17 protein-coding genes and 1 pseudogene are annotated in these 22935 nt (G+C 39.1%); 16 read left to right on the forward strand and 2 right to left on the reverse strand.

Translation table 11 applies throughout. The features are described 5' to 3' along the window. The first annotated feature begins 699 nt into the window (after positions 1 to 699). The 11 genes from CEF22_RS01995 (at position 700) to CEF22_RS02045 (ending at position 15051) form a co-directional block, all read left to right on the forward strand. Positions 700 to 1308 carry a TetR/AcrR family transcriptional regulator gene (locus tag CEF22_RS01995; RefSeq protein WP_100401531.1) on the forward strand — a complete coding sequence of 203 codons (609 nt, stop codon included), beginning with the start codon at positions 700 to 702 and terminating at the stop codon, positions 1306 to 1308. A gap of 380 nt (positions 1309 to 1688) precedes the next feature. After that, positions 1689 to 2186 carry a LamG-like jellyroll fold domain-containing protein gene (locus CEF22_RS02000; protein WP_157843134.1) on the forward strand — a complete coding sequence of 166 codons (498 nt, stop codon included), beginning with the start codon at positions 1689 to 1691 and terminating at the stop codon, positions 2184 to 2186. A gap of 382 nt (positions 2187 to 2568) precedes the next feature. Then, complete coding sequence (locus tag CEF22_RS02005; RefSeq protein WP_100401533.1) at positions 2569 to 4326, forward strand: S-layer homology domain-containing protein; 1758 nt, start codon at positions 2569 to 2571, stop codon at positions 4324 to 4326. A gap of 412 nt (positions 4327 to 4738) precedes the next feature. Next, positions 4739 to 5080: a hypothetical protein gene (locus CEF22_RS02010; protein WP_100401534.1), complete on the forward strand. Its 342-nt coding sequence runs from the start codon at positions 4739 to 4741 to the stop codon at positions 5078 to 5080. 56 nt (positions 5081 to 5136) lie between these two features. Next, the gene (locus CEF22_RS02015) at positions 5137 to 6018 is read left to right on the forward strand and encodes a hypothetical protein (RefSeq protein ID WP_100401535.1); all 882 of its coding nucleotides are present in this window, start codon (positions 5137 to 5139) and stop codon (positions 6016 to 6018) included. 504 nt (positions 6019 to 6522) lie between these two features. After that, positions 6523 to 7965 carry an APC family permease gene (locus tag CEF22_RS02020; protein WP_100401536.1) on the forward strand — a complete coding sequence of 481 codons (1443 nt, stop codon included), beginning with the start codon at positions 6523 to 6525 and terminating at the stop codon, positions 7963 to 7965. A gap of 273 nt (positions 7966 to 8238) precedes the next feature. Next, positions 8239 to 9558, forward strand: coding sequence for a hypothetical protein (locus CEF22_RS02025; RefSeq protein ID WP_100401537.1), 1320 nt, complete (start codon positions 8239 to 8241; stop codon positions 9556 to 9558). A gap of 325 nt (positions 9559 to 9883) precedes the next feature. Then, entirely contained in the window at positions 9884 to 11755 is a 1872-nt protein-coding gene (locus tag CEF22_RS02030; protein ID WP_100401538.1) for a PPC domain-containing protein, read from the forward strand. A 377-nt stretch (positions 11756 to 12132) separates the two neighbouring features. Then, entirely contained in the window at positions 12133 to 12801 is a 669-nt protein-coding gene (locus CEF22_RS02035) for a hypothetical protein (protein WP_100401539.1), read from the forward strand. A gap of 234 nt (positions 12802 to 13035) precedes the next feature. Beyond that, positions 13036 to 13575 carry an NfeD family membrane protein gene (locus CEF22_RS02040; RefSeq protein WP_100401540.1) on the forward strand — a complete coding sequence of 180 codons (540 nt, stop codon included), beginning with the start codon at positions 13036 to 13038 and terminating at the stop codon, positions 13573 to 13575. Positions 13576 to 13587: 12 nt separating this feature from the next. Then, on the forward strand, positions 13588 to 15051 hold the full coding sequence (locus CEF22_RS02045) for a flotillin family protein (protein ID WP_100401541.1): 1464 nt from the start codon (positions 13588 to 13590) through the stop codon (positions 15049 to 15051). A gap of 96 nt (positions 15052 to 15147) precedes the next feature. On the opposite strand, the gene CEF22_RS02050 is transcribed toward CEF22_RS02045, so the two are convergent. Further along, positions 15148 to 16443, reverse strand: coding sequence for an S-layer homology domain-containing protein (locus CEF22_RS02050; protein ID WP_100401542.1), 1296 nt, complete (start codon positions 16441 to 16443; stop codon positions 15148 to 15150). A 532-nt stretch (positions 16444 to 16975) separates the two neighbouring features. On the opposite strand from CEF22_RS02050, the gene CEF22_RS02055 reads away from it, so the two are divergent. The 3 genes from CEF22_RS02055 (at position 16976) to CEF22_RS02065 (ending at position 18699) form a co-directional block, all read left to right on the forward strand. Further along, complete coding sequence (locus CEF22_RS02055) at positions 16976 to 17371, forward strand: hypothetical protein (RefSeq protein ID WP_100401543.1); 396 nt, start codon at positions 16976 to 16978, stop codon at positions 17369 to 17371. Positions 17372 to 17441: 70 nt separating this feature from the next. Further along, positions 17442 to 18131, forward strand: a complete 690-nt coding sequence (locus CEF22_RS02060) for a hypothetical protein (protein ID WP_100401544.1) — start codon at positions 17442 to 17444, stop codon at positions 18129 to 18131. Between the two features lie 115 nt (positions 18132 to 18246). Next, a complete protein-coding gene (locus CEF22_RS02065) occupies positions 18247 to 18699 on the forward strand; it encodes a hypothetical protein (RefSeq protein ID WP_095480773.1) in 453 nt (150 codons plus the stop codon). A 158-nt stretch (positions 18700 to 18857) separates the two neighbouring features. Here CEF22_RS02065 and CEF22_RS02070 read toward each other — a convergent pair whose 3' ends face one another. Continuing rightward, complete coding sequence (locus tag CEF22_RS02070) at positions 18858 to 20582, reverse strand: methyl-accepting chemotaxis protein (RefSeq protein ID WP_100401545.1); 1725 nt, start codon at positions 20580 to 20582, stop codon at positions 18858 to 18860. 283 nt (positions 20583 to 20865) lie between these two features. Between CEF22_RS02070 and CEF22_RS19005 the strand changes: the two are divergent. Then, positions 20866 to 21897 (forward strand): annotated as a pseudogene (locus CEF22_RS19005) (cache domain-containing protein); the annotation flags it as partial. An 84-nt stretch (positions 21898 to 21981) separates the two neighbouring features. Further along, positions 21982 to 22839, forward strand: a complete 858-nt coding sequence (locus tag CEF22_RS19010; protein WP_442857383.1) for a methyl-accepting chemotaxis protein — start codon at positions 21982 to 21984, stop codon at positions 22837 to 22839. The last annotated feature ends 96 nt before the right edge of the window (positions 22840 to 22935 follow it).

The raw sequence follows: 22935 nt of genomic DNA on the forward strand, positions 1-22935 counted from the left end.
GGAAGGTCTGATGCGTGGGGAACAGTTCCAACTGCTCATGAGCCTAATCCTCCTGCATCCAGTAAGCGTCTATCTACGCGAAGGGGTGAAGTCAGGTGAAGTCGTACTTAGGTGAAATTCCTGAGGCGGGGCTCCTTAAAAAATGGCTATGGCTAGGACGACGAATCCACGTAGGCTGTATGTGACAAGTATATGTGCGAAATGGCTAGGAGTTCACATGTATTTCGATGATCTGCAATGGTCATCAGAGCATCCGCACAATTAGGAACTGTTAAACGGATGATGTGCATACTGTATAGTGGAAGCTTAAGGTCATTAAAAGAAGGGACCAACACGATGGAACGTTTGAAGTCTTTTCGGAAGAGGTTAGGTAGAACCAGTGAAGCCGAAAAGATGGCTGCGGGTTCATACTAGTGACGATCGCTAGCCGTTTGGACTTGCATGGTAACATGTGAGAAGGGGAAAACTAGCAGGAGCGAAGGAACCCAGTCTGTAGTAGTTCTCGAAGAAACTTATTTCCCAAAAATAAGGAATAATAGGTAGGCAGACAAAGCTATTTGTCTATGTCTGTCTACTTTATCATCATATTCTCTGATGATAACTAGCTTGAAAATATACAAAAAGTTTAAAAACGGACTTCTATATGTGATTGAGTATCGAGTCTTATAAGTATTGAATTGATGATTTGGAGTGGATGTTTTGGCAGGAAGAGGGAGGCCTATTGGGGCAAGTGGAGAAGAAAGTCGAGCGTTGTTGCTTGAACTAGCGGCGAAAGAATTTGCGCAATATGGATATCATGAGACAAAGGTGAGTTCCATTGTACAAAAAGCATCATTAAGTCAACCTACTTTTTATCTGTACTTTAAAAATAAAGAGGCGATTTTTGAAGAATTAGAGAGTTTATTTCGCTTAAAAATGATCGCTTTTGTAGAAAACAGTCGTTTGGAGCCAGCGCTTGAGTTAGCAACGATGAAAGAGCGAATTACATATGGGTTAAAGAGTTTGCTTGATTATCTATCTAAAAATCCAGATTTGACACGAATCGGTTTTTATATTTCAACAAAAGCAGTTGAAATCAAACGACAACTCATTACACAAATTAAAGAGAATCTTGATTTTGAAGTCAATGCAGGCTATTTTCGTCGAGATTTAGATACACAAATCGTGGCAGAATGTTTAATGGGTATGATCGAACGATTAACATTTTCGCAATTACTTTCCCAGCAAAAAGAACCAGCGGAAATTGCTAATGACATCGTTCATTTACTATTATATGGCATGATGGACCCTAGCACCTTGACCGAATAGCGATGTACTTTCAAAAGGCTGAAATTTTAAAAAGGGAAATAGGCAATTGACTTTTTATGTTCAAATATTACTTTTAGATAATATCATAAAAAATTTGGGAATAAGTTTTATAGAGTGACTGCAGACGGCACGCCGTATGCGGTGAAAGCCGCCTGTATGGTGTAGGCTCGAATCGAAAGCTATGATAAATAGTATAAGACGAGAATAGCAATAGTCCAGACCTAGTAAGTCAGTTACTGGTTCATTTCGATTTTGAAAATAGTGTTCTGAATCAAGCAAACAATGTAACCGCAGCAATAGAAAGCCCTAGTAACATTGCATATGAGTCTAGAGGAAGCAATCAAGCAATCAAGTTCGGGGGAGTATCTTCACCGAATCAGGTGAATGTCGCATCCGATCCAAGCTTTACATTTGCAGATGAAATAACTGTGGCCTATTTTTTAAAGGTGAATAGTACAATGGGTATGAATGGTTACAAACAGACAGTACCTTATGGAGCTCATGATATTTTAATGGATAGTGATTGGAAGATTAATAATCGACTGTTTACTAGTGCAACAGATCCAAGTCGTATTATTATGTATTATCCAGATGCCACGCAGAACGATGGGTGGGGCCGACTTGTAGCGGATCATATTCCTACTGGCACATGGGTACACATTGCTTTTGTCATCTCAAAGACTACAGCTACTTCTTATGTAAATGGAGTGGTATCGGAATCTTTTGCGATGAATCTTACAGATTTTAGTACATTAGCAACAGGCTTTAGCATTGGAAAATCTGGTGAATGGTATCCGTTAAATGGATCTTTAGATGATTTGAGAATCTATAATCGTCCTTTATCCTCACAGGAAATACAGATGTTAAGTGTGAAGTGATAAGTATATTCATGGGATATTGGAATCAGCCCCTGTGGAGATTAAAATCTCTGTGGGGCTTTTTTGGATACTTTTGTTAGCTGCAAGCTGTTCGAACGGTGAGGAACTGGCAAAGGATGATACAAAGCAGGAATAACAGCAGCAAGCACAAACTGACGAAGTAAAAAACGGTCAGGATCAAGCGGCTAAAGATATTAAACAAAATAAAGATTTAACGAAGAAAGTAAAAGAAGAAGATGGCGTGCTTGACGGTCAAGTGTATGAGCAGGATGGTATGGCAATCGGCTCGCTGTTTCTTTTTTGTTCGACAAAATCAAACAACTTTTTTAATCGAGACTTGAGATAATAGAACTGCTCATATTGATAAAAGGAGGAACCAAGTATGAAAAAAATATTTGCTTTACTGTTTGCTTTACTTATATGTAACATTTGGTCTGGACGAGTGGTTGCATCAGAGTTGATTAATTTACCTGAAATCTCTGACTTGAAAGCGAATGGAGCGATCACAACTGCAGTGTTTAGTCCAGATGATAAGTTTATTGTCACAGGGGATTCAAATGGTTATATTACTGTGTTTAATGCTGCAACAGGAGCTCTCGTTAATGAGTGGAAAGATGAAAATAGATATAGCATTTCTAAATTATTATTTAGCCCTGATGGTCAAAGGATTGTGTCCATCGGTCGAGATTTTGATGAGAGCAAAATTAAGGTGTGGGATGCACAAACAGGAACCTTGCTTTCAACATTAGTGCTAGATAAGTATGGTAACAAAGTAGTGAAGGATATCACTTTCAATAAGGATGGGACTGTACTATACTCTGTTGATGATTCTGGAGATGTGATTTATTGGGATGTTTTTCGAGGTGAAAAAATAATAGAATTTACTACGCCTTCTATTCCGGTATCTTTAGCATATAATGCGGACAAAAAACATTTAGCTATTGGTCAAGAGAATGGTAGTATTAACATTCGACATTCTGAGACTGGAGAATACATAACTAATAAACTAGTGAACAAGGACTCTAGTTGGAGTTCAACAAAGGTCAAGTATTCGGCAGACAACAACACGTTATTTTTTTCTGAGACTTCTTACAGCAGTCAGCCACATCTGTTTGATGTAGATAACAATTATCAAGAGGTTGTCCTTGAGGAAAATGATTATAGTGGAGATTGGAAAAATTTCGATTTTCATTCAAGCAATAAATATATAGCAGTGGTAGGAGAATATGATTATTTACAAGTTTTTGACATGGAAACAAAAAAACTAATTGCTCAAGAAGCTATTAACTCCAATTATGATTATGTTGTATTCAGCCATAATGGAAAACGTTTAATTGTGAATGGAACGATCTATGATACAACAGTTCTATTTAATAAATTAACGAGTATCCAACTTACTCCGTCTTCTCTTTATATGAGTGTGGATGATACGCAAGGATTCAAAGTGACTGGTAAATATAGTGACGGATCTGAGAAGGCGATCCCATCAACAGAGATTCAATGGAGTTCAAGTGACCCCGAGGTTGTTACTTTTATGTATGGCAAGTTTCAGGCATTGAAACCGGGAAAAGCAACTGTTACAGCTTCTTATAAAGGATTTACGGCGACGGCTGTTATTCAAGTTAATGCTCAGCAGTTTACCGATTTGGAGCCTATTCATCTAGATGCGGTTAATTACTTGGTTGGCAGAAAGATTACTGGAGGATTATCTAATACAATTTTTGGCACGAACGAAACGATTAAACGAGTGGATGCTGCTATTATGATAGCAAAAGCTTTAGAATTAAACATAGCTTCTGCTCCTAAATCGGGATTTATTGATGTGCCACAAAGAGGACAAGCATATGTCAATGTCTTGAAAGTAAAAGGTATTATTGGTGGTAAGACGAAAACAATTTTTGGATCTAATGATCAAATTACACGTGGGGAAATGGCTTTAATTCTTCAACGTGCATATAAATTAACACCTGGTAGCACGAAACATCCATTTATAGATGTTACCTCTCGTTATGAAGATGCTGTATCTTCATTGATGCGTTATAAAATTGCTACAGGCATTAACAGTTATCAATTTGGAACGTCAATCCCGATCACACGTGGAGACTTTGCTATTTTCCTTTACAATTCAGAAATTAGATAATCAAACACATTCAATAGGTCCGCCGCTCTTCATGCGGCATATAGTTGTAATGATCGAGTGTTAGCAACACTCGATCATTTTTATTCTACGTTGTCTATAAATTCAGTATGCATGATTTTAGTCTAATTTTGCATAAGGGACAAGTGACCTATCCCCCCCTCCGAAAAAAGTACCAAACTTTAAGCTAGTTTTAAACTTTGTTTGTTATTCTATGCCTAGGGGAAATAAGTTTAGTAAGTAGAGAAGGATTACTGACGGCACGCCGTATGCGGTGAAAGCCGCTTGTATGGTGTAGGCTCGAATCGAAAGCCATGACAAAGAGAGAAGAGTGGTATAAGACGAGAATAGCGTTGTTGTTTTACAGCCTGCTACAAATGTAAAAGGTATTAGCGAGGATACAAATGGAGCTACATTGGGAGGAGTTCAAAATAAGATTACTTGGACAGATAGTGCATCAAATGGGACATTAACTTATACTGTAAAGCGTAATACAACTAACAGTTTGACTGGAGCAACGGAACTTGCTACAGGGATCAGTGCTGGAACAGGACAATATGTGGACAACGCCGTTATTGAAAATCAAACATACTACTATTTTGTAGAGGTTTCAAATGGCACTGATGTTGTTTCCTCACAGAGTGTATCAGTGGTTACTATGTGGGACCTGAAATATGTGGCTAATGCCAACTATCAGTCAGATGATTACCGCAATTTTATCTATAACGCGGTAACCGATTCTTATGAGCTTGTATAATAATGAAAAGCAACCCAAGGCTTGTCTTGGGTTGTTCTTTTTGAAAAGGTGAAGAGATGTTTGAAGTTATAGAAGTGAATCATACTAATTTTTTATCGTTCCAACGCTTTTTATTACCTGGCCATTTCCAACAATTACAGTCAGCTGACTCAACGGTATGGGGGCTGGGAGCTGTTTCTGAAGGTGTTCCCGTGGGAATATTGTTAACTAAATTAGACATTCATTTGAAAACAGCGAGTATAGTTCATTTTTTGGTAAGAGATTATCAGCATAGTATCGCTGCTCTAGAGCAATTGCTAAATACTGCAGAACAGTTGTTAGCTAAAAAGGGGTTTACATGTATCGACGCAACTGTAACGGTTGATGAGGAAATTGAAGTCATATCCGATTTGTTTGCCAAAAAAGGTTGGTGTACGAATCCCCAAATCGTTAATAAATATATAATGGACATGAAGAAGATGCAGAACAATGATTGGGTATGGGGATTAGAAACACCCGCTCATTTAAACATTGTGCATTGGACACCTGTTATCGAAAAGGAGTTTAAGCAACGGATATTAAATCAGGAGATTGGAGATCCAGTCATCATTCCTTACCTTAAAGATTTACATAAGATTGATGGTGAGTATAGTTTTGTTTTGTACGCATCAGGAGAATTAGCAGGATGGTGTATATGCGAAAAAATCGCTCAAAACATGGTACTCTCTATTAACAGTTACGTGAAAAAATCCGCTGCTACAAGACTTGGAGGCATGCTGCTCTATGCAGAACTCGTTAAAAAAGCACTAGAACATAACACATACATCACATTCTTCACCCACAAAAACAATAAAAACATGCAAAACATAATACGTAGAAGATTTAAAGAAAGCACCATTCACAAAACAACACTTATTCAATTTAAGAGGGACACGGGGACAGGTTCATTGTCCCAGTAATCAATTAAATAATGCAGACAGCGAGTCGTGAGTGCGGCTCGCTGTTTTCTTAGTAGTAACAATAGCCTAGTTCTTTCTGTGTAAAAAATATTAACAGTTTATTAAAAATATTTTGAATTTTAATTCGCGTTATTGTATAATCAATTTACCTTCTAAATAAGAGTTGATAGTTATGAATCATGTATTAACTACAAGACTAAACAAACAAGGACTTATCTTCGCAACCATTCATTCACTATTCTTTCTAAACCTCGCATTTGACTTTATTCAGTTTTACTGAATAAACTACTAACTTTTATAAATTTTTAACGACTTTTTGAAAGCGCTTTTCATCGGTTTTGATTTAAATTAAGTGAATATTCAAACTGATTATCAATTTCATTAAATGAATCATCGTCTTAAAAGGGGTGAAGTCCAAACTAAACTTTATTTTTGTATGCATTCATCTTATTAATTACCAAAAAAAAGAAAAATAATTGTATGAATATGATTGGGGGAGATTGAATGAGCGATCAAAAATTTCTTAAAACACTAGGAAATCGAGATGTTATTGCCCTTGCCTTTGGTGCTATGATTGGTTGGGGATGGGTAGTAACTACCGGGCTATGGATCACAGAAGCCGGTTCGTTAGGAGCCATTCTTGCATTTATTATTGGGGGTATCGTAGTTACATTTGTTGGACTAACTTACGCAGAATTAGCCTCTTCCCTTCCATTAGCTGGAGGAGAACATGCTTATAGCTATATGGCAATGGGGAGGGTCGTCAGTTTTATTACCACTTGGGCTATCGTTCTTGGATATGTTTCAGTCGTAGCCTTTGAAGCAGTTGCGCTACCAACCGTTTTTGATTATTTAATTCCTGGTTATAGTAAAGGTTATTTATACACGATTGCTGATTGGGATGTAACAATTACTTGGGCTGGCGTAGGGATTCTTGGTTCGATCATTATCGCTTGGATTAATTTCCGCGGTATTAAATTTTCTACAGTCATTACGTTTATTTTAACTCTTTTAATTGCGATCGCAGGAATTTTGTTGATTACTGGTAGTTCTATTTCTGGAAATGCGGCTAATATGCAACCACTTTTTGAGAATGGAACAGCTGGTTTGCTTGCTGTTATTATTATGACTCCATTTATGTTTGTTGGATTCGACGTCATTCCACAAGCGGCTGAAGAAATCAATCTTCCTCAGAAACAAATTGGAAAGTTACTTATTTTCTCTGTTATTCTTGCTGTTATTTGGTATATTTTAATTATTTTTGGCGTTTCACGCGTGTTAACTCCTACAGAAATGGCTGAATCTACTCTTGTGACAGCAGATGCCATGGCTAAGGCATTCGGTGGTAGTCAATTCATGGGGAATGTCCTTGTTCTCGGTGGTATTGGTGGTATTTTAACGAGCTGGATCGGTTTCTATGTTGGAGGAAGCCGTGCTATTTATGCCCTAGCTAAATCTGGTATGCTTCCAAAATCTCTTGGTGAATTACATCCAAAATATAACACTCCACATAAAGCAATCCTGTTAATTGCTGTATTATCTACTGTTGCTCCATTATTTGGACGCCCAGCATTAGTATGGTTAGTAGATGCTGGTGGTTTAGGATTAGTTGTAGCTTGGTTTATGGTAGCCGTTTCGTTCATTATTTTACGCAAAAAACATCCAACTATGCATCGTCCGTTTAAACTCCCTGGTGGAACAGCTATAGGTTGGATTGCTGCCTTCATGGCTCTTGGTGTGAGTATTCTTTATATGCCAGGTATGCCTTCAGCACTAATTTGGCCATATGAGTGGGTTATTGTATTCGCTTGGATCGTTTTAGGAGCCATCTTATATAAGTACTCTATGTCCAAGTATGGAACAAAAAACTCGGACAAGCATATGGACGAGGAAATCGCCAGAGTTGTCAAATATGACGATGATAAACGCGAACAAAAGACAGTTTAATGGGATACTGGGGCAGGTTCCTTGTCTCAGTAATCATTCAAATAATGCAGACAGTGAGTCGTGAATGCGGCTCGCTGTTTTCTTTTCAGTGGGACAAGGGACTGAACTGTATCCCAATCCCACGAAGATTGATAGATTTTGTCGAACTATAATAATATTTTTTGATAAATACTAGATTATAATTGATTTAAGGGTATGAGTGAAAAGAACTAGTGCTAGAGAATGGAGTCAGCCGATTAGCGGTCTGTCTTACTGTTGAAAGGAGAGATCATCTTGGTTAAGAAAGTCATTGGTTTATTTCTTATTTGTTTCTTTTCATGGTTCATCACAGCTGATGCGAAAACGTTTGGCCCGTTTCATGATCAGCCAGCTGATAAGAGCTGGACGATCCGTTTTACTCATGAGGTGTTACCAGAAACATTAGAGAAAAATGTGTATGTTTCAGAGGATAAAGAGGGGAAACAATTAGTTCCTACTACTTTACGGGCAAGTGGGAAAGAGGTCTATGTCGATTCTCCTCAAGAAGGGTATACATATGGGAAAACGTATTATCTATTTGTGACGGATGGTGTGTTATCGAAGAAATTGAAGCCATTGAAGAACAAGCAGGTAGTTCCGTTCACGATAGAATCTTCTTCATTGTATAAAATGAGGGTAAAAGAACTGCGAGAGCGCTGGGAAGTAGCAAAACCACGTTATGATGGGCCGATGCTAGATGTTGAACCTCAAGTGGTAGCACCATATAGTTTAGGTAAAATGAATGATCATGCGTTAGAAGAGGCTTTACGTGTCACAAATTTCTTGCGTTATGTGTCTTATTTGCCTGATAATGTTACGCTCGATCCATCTTTTACTGTAGAGGCTCAAGCTGCGTCTGTGGTAAACGCCGCAAACCAGCAGATGTCCCATCATCCTTTTAAACCGCAAGATATGGATGAATCTTTTTATGAATTAGGTAGTTTAGGAGCAAGTACTAGTAATCTAGGGCTTGGTTATAGTAATGTGACAGATAGTATATTACATGGTTACATGCCGGATGTATCCGACAAAAACCGAGTGCATGTCGGACATCGCAGGTGGGTTTTATCTCCGCGTTTACAAAAGGTTGGATTCGGTTTTGCAATGGCGACAGATAGGTGGAAACATACAGCTATGAAAGTTATTAGCGACGATATGTGGCGCGACCCACCAGTTGTTTCATATGAGCAGATTGCTTGGCCATCAGCAGTCGCATTTCCAATTGAGTTTATGAAAAGAGCTTTCCCATGGTCTGTTTCATTGAATGAAGAAGTATATGATGACAATCAATTAGACGATATAGAAGTAACATTAACAAGAACAAAAGATGGTCAAACATGGAAGTTTAGCAACGAAACTGATAAAGACGGCTTCTTCAACATTAGCACAGGCAATTATGGATACACACCATATACAATCATCTTCCAACCAAATCAAATATCTTATCAACAAGGAGACACATACAAGGTAAACATCAAAGGCATCTACACAACAACCGGCCAGCAAACGAGCATCCAATATGAAACGACCTTGTTTGCTTTAAGGGACGGGGGAACAGGTTCCACCTCCCATTAATCACTCAAATAGTGCAGACAGCGAGTCGTGAATTCGGCTTGCTGTTTTCTTTTTCAAAGAGTGGAAAGAGCGGTGCCTGTCACTCCCCGAAAATTGTTGGGTTTTGTCGAACCATAATCATGTTTTTTTGGTAAATACTATCATATAATTAATGTAGGGTTATGAGTGAAAAGAACTAGTGCTGATGACATGTCGCACGCTTAGAGGAGGGATGAGGCTAATAGGTTTCTTGTCCTGTCACTTATAGCGTGATGTGCATGGTGGAAGCTACTAGTTCTTTTGCTTTTTTAGCCTATTTAATTTAAAGAAGGAGTGAGTTTTTTCCATGCAGAAAATGAAGCTAGTGACTGTCTTTCTTTCAGTAATGTTATTGATGCTTCCTGTTTCAACAAATTCATTAATGGTTTCAGCTGAGACGAGTGTAGATGAACATGGATTTAATGAGTATGGGATGAAAGAAAGTGCAAATATGACCTTAAATCAGGTTAGCATGATGAGTGCGGCTTCTAACTGGGAGACTTTTGCACCGCAACACAATGTCCCTTTGGAGAAAGTGTGGACAGTTAAGTTTTCATCGGCCGTTTCCCTAAGTCAAATAGATGCCATCGTCATCGAACGAAATGGTGCATTCATTCCAGTGAGCATTAACGTTAATATTCACGGGAATGAATGCACCATTTCGTTCGATGCCATCGTCATCGAACGAAATGGTGCATTCATTCCCGTGAATATTAACGTTAATGCTCACTGGAATGAATGCACCATTTCGTTCGATGCCATCGTCATCGAACGAAATGGTGCATTCATTCCCGTGAATATTAACGTTAATGCTCACTGGAATGAATGCACCATTTCGTTCGATGCCATCGTCATCGAACGAAATGGTGCATTCATTCCCGTGAATATTAACGTTAATGCTCACTGGAATGAATGCACCATTTCGTTCGATGCCATCGTCATCGAACGAAATGGTGCATTCATTCCAGTGAATATTAACGTTAATGCTCAAAATGAGATTCAAGTATCACCAGCCGATCGGTTTATTGGAAACAGCAAATACGAGATGAAGGTGTTTTTAGAAAACGGTAAAAAATATAACATGGATTTTACCACAGTTTCTGAATCTAGAAATGCTGATATTGAGTCAAATAATACATATATCCATGCCTCAAAGTTATACTTAAACGAGTCGATATCTGGTGCTTTATCAAAAGATGACCAAAATGACTATTATAAAATAGAGTTACCTGCAGATGGGAAACTAGAACTAACTGCTACACAGCTCAATGGTGGAGAGGTCGACTTATACTTATATGGTGTAGGGGGTAGTGATGACTATGATATTGCCAGCACTTATAATAAGACGACAGCGACTTTATCAACGGGGTTAAGTAAAGGAACTTACTATCTCAGGGTGAATTATTCAGGTCACTATGGAAACTACACGTTAGAGAATAAGTTTACTGAAAACACAGTGGAAAATGATCATGGCACCGCCAGTTACGTAACAGCAAATGAATTCAAGTTGAATCATACGATGACGGGGCATATTGGTTATATTTTTGATGACCGTTCTGAAAACCGCAATGATTATTACAAATTAGTCGTACCAGAAGATGGACGATTAGTTCTGAAAGCTAAGCAACTACATGGTGGAGAACTAAATATGTATTTATACGGTAAGTTGGGTAATGATGGTTATCCAATTAGAGAGAAATATAATCAAGCAGGACCAATAATTGATGTAGGATTGGCTGCCGGAACGTATTATGTCAGAGTAAATGATTCGGGCTATTACGGTGCATATGAGCTGACAAACGATTTTTATGCTAGTGAAATTGACAATGACAAAGCTCCAAGTAGTTATATATTAGCTGATTCTATGCCAGTGAACGGCACGGTCTATGGTCATATCGGCTATACTTATGAAAATACGGGATATAATCAAAATGACTACTATAAGATCGAAGTACCGAGATCAGGGAAAATAGACATCACAGCGACGCAACTTGACGGGAAGGAATTAGATTTGTACCTATACGGCTCTCATGGAACAGATGGTTATGCTATCGAGACGCTCTATAATAGAAAAATGGCAACGATAGCTAAAGAGCTATCTCCAGGAACATACTATATTCGAATTAACGATTCAGGCTATTATGGCGGGTATAAACTAACGACTAAATTTGCTGAATAGCAAGATACGCCACTTAATAAATATCTGTCAACTTAACACCCCCCGGCACTATCGAATATGAGATAGTGTCGGGGGGTGTCATTTTTTCATCAAGCTGACTAATAGAAAATGAGTTTTTCTGTTATCTGTAATTTTTTAAGGAAAATGGAGGGCATCCAGTCATCAGATAGGTAAGTAGGGGGTCAATTGTTTGAGAGTTTTTGTAGAGTAAGGTCTAATACGATAAAAACAGGGGAAATAAGTAGCATGAAAAGAGAACGATACTGACAGCACGCCGTATGCGATGAAAGTCGCCTGTACGGTGTAGGCCCGAAACGAAAGCCATGACAAATAGATAAGTGGTATAAGACGGGAATAGCAATTCAGATGGGCCAACCTTGGCAGAGGGGTTTCCACCAAGTGGTTTGAGTGTAGATTTTGATCAAAATGGAAAAATAGATCATATTTTCTTCTTATTTAGTGAGACATTAAAAGGAACATCTCTTTCAGAGGATGACATCACAGTAGAAGGTTATACAGTGTTATCTGCTAAAACAATGGATGTATCAGAAGTTACGTCAGAAGATCTAGAAGTTGAGTGGGAGGGTACTGGGAATAATGGCGAGTATTTAATAGTAACTTTACAAGAAGGAGAGGACGAGGATACATCAGCAACACCGGCTATTACAATTGCTAATAATGCGCTATTTGATTTAGATGGCAATGCGTTTGCTGGTTTAGAAGAAGTACCCGCTTTTGACTTTGCTCCACCAGTGGCTAAATTCGATGATAATTCCACTGAAGCAAACATACGTCTTCGATTTTCAGAAGATGTCTCTGAAGTTACCTTATCACGCACAAGTGGTATGACAAACGAAGACATTAATATTCAATTTGATTCCAATAATCCGACGGTTGCCGAGATACAAGTTAACAGCAGTACTCTAAACGTTGGAGATGTAATCGAGTTGGAAATAAAGGACTTATCAATAGGAGGATTAGATAGCGAGTGTATTCTGACTTTTGATGGTGATGAATGGAATATAGAAATGGAAACTATGTTCTAAGGGACAGGTTCCTCGTCCCAGAAATTGAATAGTTGTTAATCTAGAAACAGGAAGTCATTCATTTGGCTTTCTGTTTTTTTTGAAAAGCAAATCGTATTCTATGACGTAGGTCTTCGTTAATAATTTTTTACATAAGTGAAACTTTTATCCATATGTTAACGTATATAAAAGAAAGAATGTAAATTTAATAATGAATATTCCGACTAAAAATACTTAATGAAAGGAGGCCCACATTTGGAGTTATTCGGTTTTCCCATTGATACTGTGTATTTATTTCTTCTGATTGCTTCAACCTCCGTTACCGTTTTGTACATTCTTTTTGGCGATGTGCTCGGTGGAGCTGATGATGGGGTTCCATTTTTTAATCCTACGGTTCTATTAGCTTTTGTGACGATTTTTTCTGCTGTTGGGTATTGTTTGGAAGCGTTTTCTCGCCTGGAAAGTCTTTATATTCTTTTAATAGCTGTTGGTGTTGCTGTTGTTATGGATCTTTTACTTTATTATTTTGTGTTAATTCCTTTATCATCTGCGGAGGAATCTCTTGTGTATACAGAAGAGTCTTTAAGTGGGAGAACAGGAAAGGTCATTATCCCTATTCCTTCAGGTGGCTTTGGAGAAGTGATTATTGAGAATAGTAGTGGAATGATTTCCAAGCCTGCTTGTGCTTTTGACGATCAGCCGATTGCTGAGGGAACGACGGTATTGATTATTGAGGTACAAAAAGGTGTGTTGCATGTGCAAGAATATGATCTACTGTTTCAAGATCAACAATAGGAGGGTATTGAAATGACGGTTATATGGACGATTATTGGCGTAGTGGCATTTTTATTGGTGGCTTTGATTGCGGTATATGTATCGAAATACAAAACAGCTGGACCGGATGAGGCGTTGATTGTGACGGGAAGTTACTTAGGAAATAAGAATGTACATGTTGATGATTCTGGGAATAAGATTAAGATTATTCGCGGTGGCGGTGCATTCATTTTTCCGGTATTTCAACAGTCCGAACCTTTAAGTTTATTGTCAAGCAAGCTGGAAGTGACGACACCAGAAGTGTATACAGAGCAAGGGGTTCCGGTGATGGCGGATGGAACGGCAATCATTAAAATTGGCGGGTCAATCGGTGAAATTGCGACAGCAGCTGAGCAATTCCTTGGGAAGTCGAAAGAGGATCGCGAAAATGAAGCGAAGGAAGTGTTGGAAGGTCATTTGCGTTCGATTTTAGGCTCGATGACGGTCGAGGAAATTTATAAAAACCGTGATAAGTTTTCACAAGAAGTGCAGCGTGTCGCTTCACAGGATTTAGCGAAAATGGGGTTAGTGATTGTTTCTTTTACAATTAAAGATGTTCGTGATAAAAATGGTTATTTAGATTCTCTTGGTAAGCCGCGGATCGCTCAAGTGAAGCGCGATGCTGATATTGCGACAGCGGAAGCAGAGAAAGAAACGCGGATTAAAAAAGCGGAAGCGGCGAAAGAAGCGCAGAAAGCGGAACTGGAGCGGGCGACAGAGATTGCCGAGGCGGAGAAGGAAAATCAATTAAAAGTGGCCGATTATCGTCGGGAACAAGATGTGGCGAAAGCCCGAGCGGATCAGGCCTATGATCTCGAAACGGCACGGGCGAAGCAAGAGGTTACGGAACAGGAAATGCAAATCCGCATTATTGAGCGTCAAAAGCAAATTGAGCTGGAAGAAAAAGAGATTCAGCGCCGCGAGCGTCAATACGACTCAGAAGTAAAGAAAAAGGCCGATGCGGATCGTTATGCGGTGGAACAAGCAGCCTTAGCCGAGAAGACAAAGCAAATGACCGAAGCAGAAGCGAATAAGTATCGAGTGGAAGCGATGGCAAAGGCGGAAGCGGAAAAAATCCGCTTAGATGGATTGGCGAAAGCCGATGCGGAACGAGCGAGCGGGGAAACAGAGGCGGATATTATTCGGATGAAAGGTCTCGCAGAAGCAGAAGCGAAACGTAAAATTGCTGAAGCCTTTGAACATTTCGGTGAAGCAGCTGTCTTAGATATGATCATTAAAATGCTTCCGGAATACGCGAAGCAAGTCGCTAGCCCGCTAGGAAACATCGATAAAATCACTGTCGTCGATACAGGCAGTGACAGCCAAAATGGCGGAGCAAACAAAATCACTGGCTACACAACAAATCTTATGTCGACGATGCAAGAATCTCTTAAAGCATCGGCTGGTATTGATGTGAAAGAACTGTTGGAGAATCTTTCAGGGAAACGGGGGATGTAGGGACAGGTCCCTTGTCCAGCTAGCCCCTTTTTGGGGATAAAAATGAGAAAAGGAGAGCCGCCTCGATGAGGGGAGGGCTCTCCTGTTTGTATAGTCTTATTTAATTTGGTTCATGCCCTGTACATTCATTCTTGCGAAGAAGGCAGCGATTTGGTTTCGTTGAAGCGTGTTATTTACTTTAAAGTCTTCAAATGTTTTTGAACCAGTTGTTCCTGAAGAAATGTTATTGTCATATAAAAATTGAACTGCTCGTCTAACATCAGAGCTACCGCTTTGAGACGCAGATAACACTTGAGCGATTGTACCGCGTGTCACGCCTTTTGATTTCGCTGCATCGCTTTTATATCCTTTTAGTGGAAGATTATATTTCTCAAGTGCATCATAGTAAGGCTGTGTACGATGCTTTCCAGAGTATGATTCCCCTGGATTAATTCCGTAGTAACGAGCAAGTAATACGGCAAAGTCACCTTCCGTTAAGGTTAAATTCGGTCTAAATGTCCCATTCTCATAACCGAAAATAACGCCTTTTTTAACTGCCCAATAGATATCCTTTTCAGCCCAGTTTCCAGCCGGAATATCGCGGAATACAGGAACGAAATGGTTTTTAAAGTCGAGTGCTAGATTGACATACGGAGTGTCTCCTGTTGTTATATCAGAACCTTTATAGGAGATGCTGAGATAGTCATCAGACGAATACCGCATGCAACACAGATCATTTACCATTTTGCCTGTACTAGCTCCAATACCATCCACTAAAATTTTCTGGTCAACTTCAAGTGTATGTGTTTGGCCAGGAGTAAAAATATGTTTAGTTAATCTCTCAACCTTGCCAGCATCACGTCTTCCTATCCCGTTGATTTCACTAATCGATACATCATTGGGTATAGAGATTTCTTTTTTGCTTAAATCAACATATAATACTTTTTCTGCTTCTAACGCTTGAAAATTTACATGAGCAAAACGATGAATCGTTGGGCCTGCTAATGTTTTTACGGCACGCTGTACAATTGTATCTAGCGGTAAAATGTTATCAAAAATTCTATTGACACCCGCCCCTTGCTTAGAAGGGACAAAGGAAACGAATAGGCCGTCTTTTGTAATAAGAAGGTTAATGTTATCTTGATTTTTTGCTTTACCGAGAATATGCGTTTCTGTAACTGTTGGCTCTCCTTCAAACAGAGACTTTGCTTGGTTTAGGTCAATTGTTCGATCAGTGAATACATAAGACGCCATTCCTGCGTTTTTCAATAAGTGGGCATATAAGTTTGGTGCGATGGGTGCGTCTCTGTCAGACATCCAATCAAAGGAACCTGATTGCGCATGAACCGGTGAAAAATTACCTACAGAAAAAAATAATAGTGCTGTAAGAACTGTGACAATTAACTTCTTCAATCCATTCACCTCAATTTAAATTTGTCATTTTTCTGGTACTATATAATCATATCAATATAAATCAGGTAAATAAATAATTATTTTACTATTTATGAAATAATTGTATTGGTTTTTGTGTTATTTCCTATTAAATTATTAGTTTGAATAGTAAAATAATTGTCAAAAAGTAGGGTGAAGGATGGGAGGTAATATGATTTAGGTTTTATGGAATGGGTCAGAAGCTATTTAAATGTAGCGGAAAAGCATTACTATATGTATTTGTCGATTATTTCTAAATGGAGATTGCAAAAATTAGTGAGACTTTTAGTATATAGTCCGCTAATTTACTGTCTAATGGAACAAATATATGAAATTTGAAATCATTTCCCTCAGTCCCAAACCATGATATAATTTGCAGTGAATGAATAATTTTGTTATTTTTTTAGTATAAATTGTATTTTTTGATTAGTTGTGTTCATTTTTAGTTTAAAGTTAGTTAACATGGATATTTGTGATAATTTTGTTTTTACATATGAAAGAAAGGGTGGATTTGGTGAATAAGAAGTTCGTAGCCGGAGGAGTCATTGGGGTTGCTATTATACTGCTAATCGTTGGAATGATGGCACTAAACTATGGAAAATCTGATGATAAGCAACAAGAGGCGAAGAAAGAGGAACAAGTAGCTAAGGAAGGCATTGAATTGAAGTCATTGCCAGAAGGTTCTTATGAAGTGCAGGATAATACGATTACGGATACGTGGGGAGTTGTATTAGTTTTTGATAAACTTCCAGCTGATCTTCAAAGTAAGAAAGGGTATACGATCACGATTGGCAGTGAAACGTATGATTTAACCTTAAATAAATTCAATGACAACATTTTTAGCGGTCAAGTGTCGAGCGTTAAACATTCTAAGGAAGAAGTAGAGGCTGGCTTTATTAAAACTAAGTAATCTTTAAGTCTAGTGCTCAAGCTTCTTTGTTTTTTAGATGATTAGCATGATTGGAGAAAGGAGAAGCAAAATGCAGAAAAAGCTAGTAGTGGGAATGCTCGGTTCAGCTTTGCTGTTGGCTAGTTGTTTTGGGGTGGACGAAAAAGACGAAAACCAAGAAACAAATACAGAAGATCCGGCTGTACAACAATCGAAAGATCAAGATCATAAGTCATCTTCCGCATCCGTAAAAGAGCAACCGGTGGAACAAGAACAAGAGCAAAAGCAAAAAGAACAACCGAATGTTGAACAATCGGTGGAGCAGCAGAAACAATCGGACCGTTCTTCACTGAGCGAGGATCAAAAAGTAGATGAACAACTGACTGTGGATGACCGAGAGACAAATGAAACTCAAGAAAAACTAGTAGACTCTTCATCTCCTAAAAACAATCAATCAACAACAGAAGAAAAAGCAGAAGATTCAACGGATAAGAAAGGAAAAGATGAAGAAATGACAACAAATGGTATGGTTTTAAAATCATTATCTAACTCAGCTTATGAAATACAAGACAATACGATTACTGATACATGGGGAGTTGTATTGGTTTTTGATCAACTTCCAACGGAGCTTCAAAGCAAGAAGGGGTATACGATTACAGTTGGCGATCAGACGTATGATTTAGAATTAAACAGATTCAACTCAAATATTTATAGTGGTCAAGTTTCAAGTTCAGAGCATACTAAAGAAGAAGTAGAGAACGGGGTTATAGCAGTTAAGTGATCTGTTTAGCCTAAAATGGATTGTGTAATTAGTCTTATTTCTATTTGAAGATAATAGGGATAAGTTGTATTATTGGATGGAGATAACTATTAATGACAAATGGAGGCGTATGAACATGTGGAATAAATCATCTAAGGCTATGATTCTAGCTGCTGCTTTGACAGCATCCGCAGTGATTCCTGCCGTGGTTGCTCCAGTAGCAACACAAGCTGCAACGTTAAGTATTTCGGATTTTGTAATCCAAAAAAATGGGAATTTGTACTCATTAGTTATTGGAGATTATCAAGGTATGAAAGCTGGTGGCGTGGACTTTTTAAAGGATGCCCCTGTTAAGTATGTTCAAATGGGTGATGGAACAACATTTTCACTAAATGATTATAAAGACGCAAAAGCGGCTGTGCCTGGTGGAACAATGGGAGCAGCTTTAGACGTACTGCAAGATGCAGGAGCGGCGGTGAAGAATGTGTCCATCGGAAAAGTAGTCATCGATAACAACGGAAACATTACACTCCAAGACCCAGGCGAAACAGGCTCTGGGGACGACCTTGAAGTTATAGGAATTGAATAGGGATGAGGGGACAAGTTGTTCCTTGTCCCGCTCATACTTTTTGAAGAATAAACCCTGCAGATACAAACTTCTGCAGGGTTTTTCGTATATGTGTGGAATATTGACTAAAGAACGGCAATATTCTCCAAGGAAGCCCCACTATTTTCTCCGTTTATACTCTAGATTGAAAATCGCTTCAGCATGCTTTGTAGGTCGTGAGCGATAGTAGTTAAGGAATCGGCTAGGTGGTTCATTTCATTCATAGCCGCATGTTGCTCTTCGGCCGATGCGACGATCGTATCATTGTATTCAGTTGTGCTAGCAGCAATTTCATTGGATGCATGGTATGTGGCTTTTAGAAGCTGCACTTTTTCATTTAATAGTTGAACTTTCTGAGTTACCTCCTTTGTTAATTGTGAAGCACTAATCGTGGAGTTTAAAATGTTATGAAAGGCTAGCTGTGCTTCTTTAATAAAGGTTGCTCCTACTTTCACACTAGCTGTGACGTCTTCGATGGAATTAGTTGCGACATTATTTCCAGATTGAATGTCGCGAACAATGGTGACGATGGAGGCAGCTGCTTCCGCCGATTGTTCAGCTAGCTTACGGACTTCTTCAGCGACAACAGCGAAGCCTTTTCCGTGTTCTCCCGCTCGTGCGGCTTCGATAGAGGCGTTTAATGCTAGTAAATTTGTCTGATCAGCAATCATCGAAATAAGTGAGATGGCTGTTTCAATCTCATTGGATTGTTTATGAAGGTGTAAAATCGTCGTTCGAGCAGCAGCCGTTTTTTCTTCTATTTGCTTCATCTGTTCGGTCGTCGCTTCAATTTGCTTATTCCCTTCTTTGGCCGACTTAGAAGTTGAATGCACCTCTTCATTCACTTGCTCGATTTCTTTCATTGCTTGATTTAATTCGTGAGCGACATCATCCATTTCTTTTTGAGCTTCTATACGTTGCTGTGTTTGCAGTTCTGTTTTATCAGAAAGGACGATGATCGATTTGGCAATTTCCTCTGATGCTTCATTCGTTTCCGCGGCACTTTTCTGTAATTGACTAGATGATTGTTTAACAGAGTCGGCTTGATGGCTCGCCCCGATGATTAAGTTTCTTAAATCATTGGTCATTTTGTTAAAGGCAACGGCCATTCGTGCAAATTCATCTTTCCCCTTTATTTTAATCGGTTCATGCGTCAAATCCCCACGTCCAATTTGCTCGGCGCGTTCTTGCACGAGGTGAATGACCTTGCTATAACGGCTTAAATAAAAATAAACGAAAGCAAGCGTCAATACAGTAATAAAACTAATGGTCAAAACAACGACCCATTGCAAATTGGAAAGAGCACTATAAAATTCTTCAGGATAAACGGCAATTCCAAAGGTCCATTCCCACGGCTCGAAGTATTCGACATAGCTCAGCTGTGTTCGTTCCGATTGTTCATCAGGATTTTTCCATAAATACGTTAAAACCCGTTCGTTCGCTTCTGGGTTTTTGGAGAGCTTAATCAGCTCTTTTAATAAATAGAGACCATCACTCGTTTGAAAATCAGTACTATCTGTTCCCTCTAATCCAAATGGATGCATTGTGCTAATATGATCATCATTATAGGCCCACATATACCCTTCTTGTCCGTATAGGAATCGAGAGTTTGTTAAATCTCGGTTTTTGTCCTGTTGATTCAGCGGCCCATTAATGATTTCTCGGGCCTTCTCTTGCGCCTCTTCTAATGTGAGATTCCCTTTTTCTACTTCTTTATTTAACATCTCAGCGATAGCCACTGCCCCAGAAATCGTTTGCTGCAACTCCGCTATGCCAGACTGCTCTAATGCTTTTTTGGCAAAGGTGTATGTACTCATACCAACAAGCAAAGCGACAACCAAAATCAACACCGTCGACCACAACATGAACTTTCCTCTTATCCCCACTAAACATCACTCCTGAATTTTTACTATATAAATTTAGTTAATTATACATAAGTTTGAATATTTAGAAAAGAAGGAAAATGGTGGGGCGCAGGGATAAGTCCCTTGTGCCTCTTTTAAAAATGGGTATTATTTATTTTTCATTTCATGATAAAATAGTCCCGAAACTAATGAGTGGAGGTTTTATTTCATGCGGTTTAAGAGTGTAAGGATGAGAACTTTAGTATTGATGTTGCCTTTGTTGATTTTGCTTGTAGTGTCGATTATGGCGTTAACGCATTGGAAGACGAAGGATGCGCTTGAGAAGGAAATCAAGGCGAGTATGAGTAATAAGCTCGACCATTCCATTGAAGCGATTGAAAATGATTTAATGACGCATGCGAAAATTCCAGAAATAATTGCAAGAGAGCTAGACATCCTCACAAACAAATTAACAAAGCCACAGTACGAAGAAATTTTCAAGAAAACATTTGCGACCCATGAAAGTTCATATGGTGGTGGAGTGTATTTTGCTCCATATACATACAAAAAAGATACGAAATTTTTCTCCACTTATGCTTACAAAGAAAACGGCAAAATGAAAACAACGGATGTTTATAGTGATCCGAAGTATAATTATCCTAGCCATGAATGGTATAAAATAGGCCAAAATACTGAAAGAAGTGTTGTCTTTTCTGAGGCTTATTATGATAAAACTCTTGATATAACAATGATCACAGTCACTGCTCCGTTTTATAACAAAAACAATCAATTTTCCGGTGTCGTGACGGGTGATATCGACTTAAGTAATCTGAAATCATTAATTAGTAATCTGAAAATAGGAGAGACTGGCTATGCCTTTTTACTCGATGGAAAGGGGAATTTTTTAGCTAGCCCTCATGAAGAAGAAACGATCGATCTACAAATAGAAAATCATCCGAATAAGTCGCTAGCCGCCATTGGAAAAGATATAGTGGCCAAAGAATCAGGCCAACTACAATATGAAAATCAGAACGGGATGAACGAAGTCTTTTTTCAAAAAATCCCCGAAACAGGCTGGACGATCGCACTTGTCGCTCCGGAAAAGGAACTTTATAGTAGTTTAACGTCATTAATTCAATTATTAACCGTCCTTTCCGTTATTGGCATCGTGCTGATCGTGGGCCTTATTGTTTTTTATACGAATGGTATTGTGCGAAATATTAAAGAAGTGAATCGTTTGGCTGAAGCGGTCTCACAAGGGGACTTAACTCAGTCCATTCAATCCGATAGCCAAGATGAGTTTGGTCAGATGATTGGTTATTTAAATAAGATGAAAGACCATTTAGCAGACATGGTGTATCAATTAACCGATCAAGCGAGCCAAGTAGCGGCCACGAGTGAAGAGCTTTCGGCAAGTGCGATGCAAACGAGCAAAGCGACCGAGCAAATCTCTAGCTCGATTCAGGAAGTGGCGTATGGGGCAGATGTTCAGGCGAACAACGTCAATACTTCTCACACGATTACGATGCAGATGACAGAACAAATGGAGCAAGCGAAACAGTCGGTCACTTCCATTACTAACGCGATCGAGCAGACAAATAAGACAGCCGAATTAGGCTATGGAAAAATTAACGAATCATTGAAACAAATTCAACATATAGATGAAACTCAGTCAGCGACGGCAAATAAGATGAAGGAACTTGGTCAAAAGTCCGAGGAAATCGGTCAAATCATTGACTTTATCACCACGATTTCAACAGAAACGAACTTACTCGCGTTAAACGCCTCCATTGAAGCGGCACGAGCCGGTGAGCATGGCAAAGGGTTTGCTATTGTGGCGAATGAAGTGAAGAAATTAGCTGAACAATCCGCTCAGGCGGCTGACAGCATTAAAGGCTTGATTGTGGATATTCAAGACGTTTCTATGAATGTCACAGAGGCGATGAACACAAGTACAGCGGCCGTGAAACAAGGATTGAGCTTATCCAATGAAACAGGCGTATATTTCAACGACATCGTCGACAGGATCAAGGAAGTGAAGGAGCAATCCGCCGCTGTCTCAACGATGATCAAGCAAGTCACTGATCGCACGCACCAATTACATCAAGGAATGGACGAAATTCATCAACTCGGCATCCAATCCGCCGCCAACACTCAAAACGTGGCCGCAGCGGCTGAAGAGCAAAATGCAGCCATGGACGACATCTCAGCTAGCGCTCATTCACTGAGCCAACTGGCTGACGAACTGCAATCCGCCGTTAGTCGCTTTAAAATGTAGCGGGGCGTTGGTACAGGTCCCTTGTCCCATTAAAAGCTCTGTGGAGGAATATTCCTCCGCAGAGCTTTTCTCTTTTTCTAGATAGTATTTAAGTCT

Source organism: Bacillus sp. FJAT-42315 (assembly GCF_002797375.1).
Taxonomy (GTDB): domain Bacteria; phylum Bacillota; class Bacilli; order Bacillales; family Domibacillaceae; genus Bacillus_CE.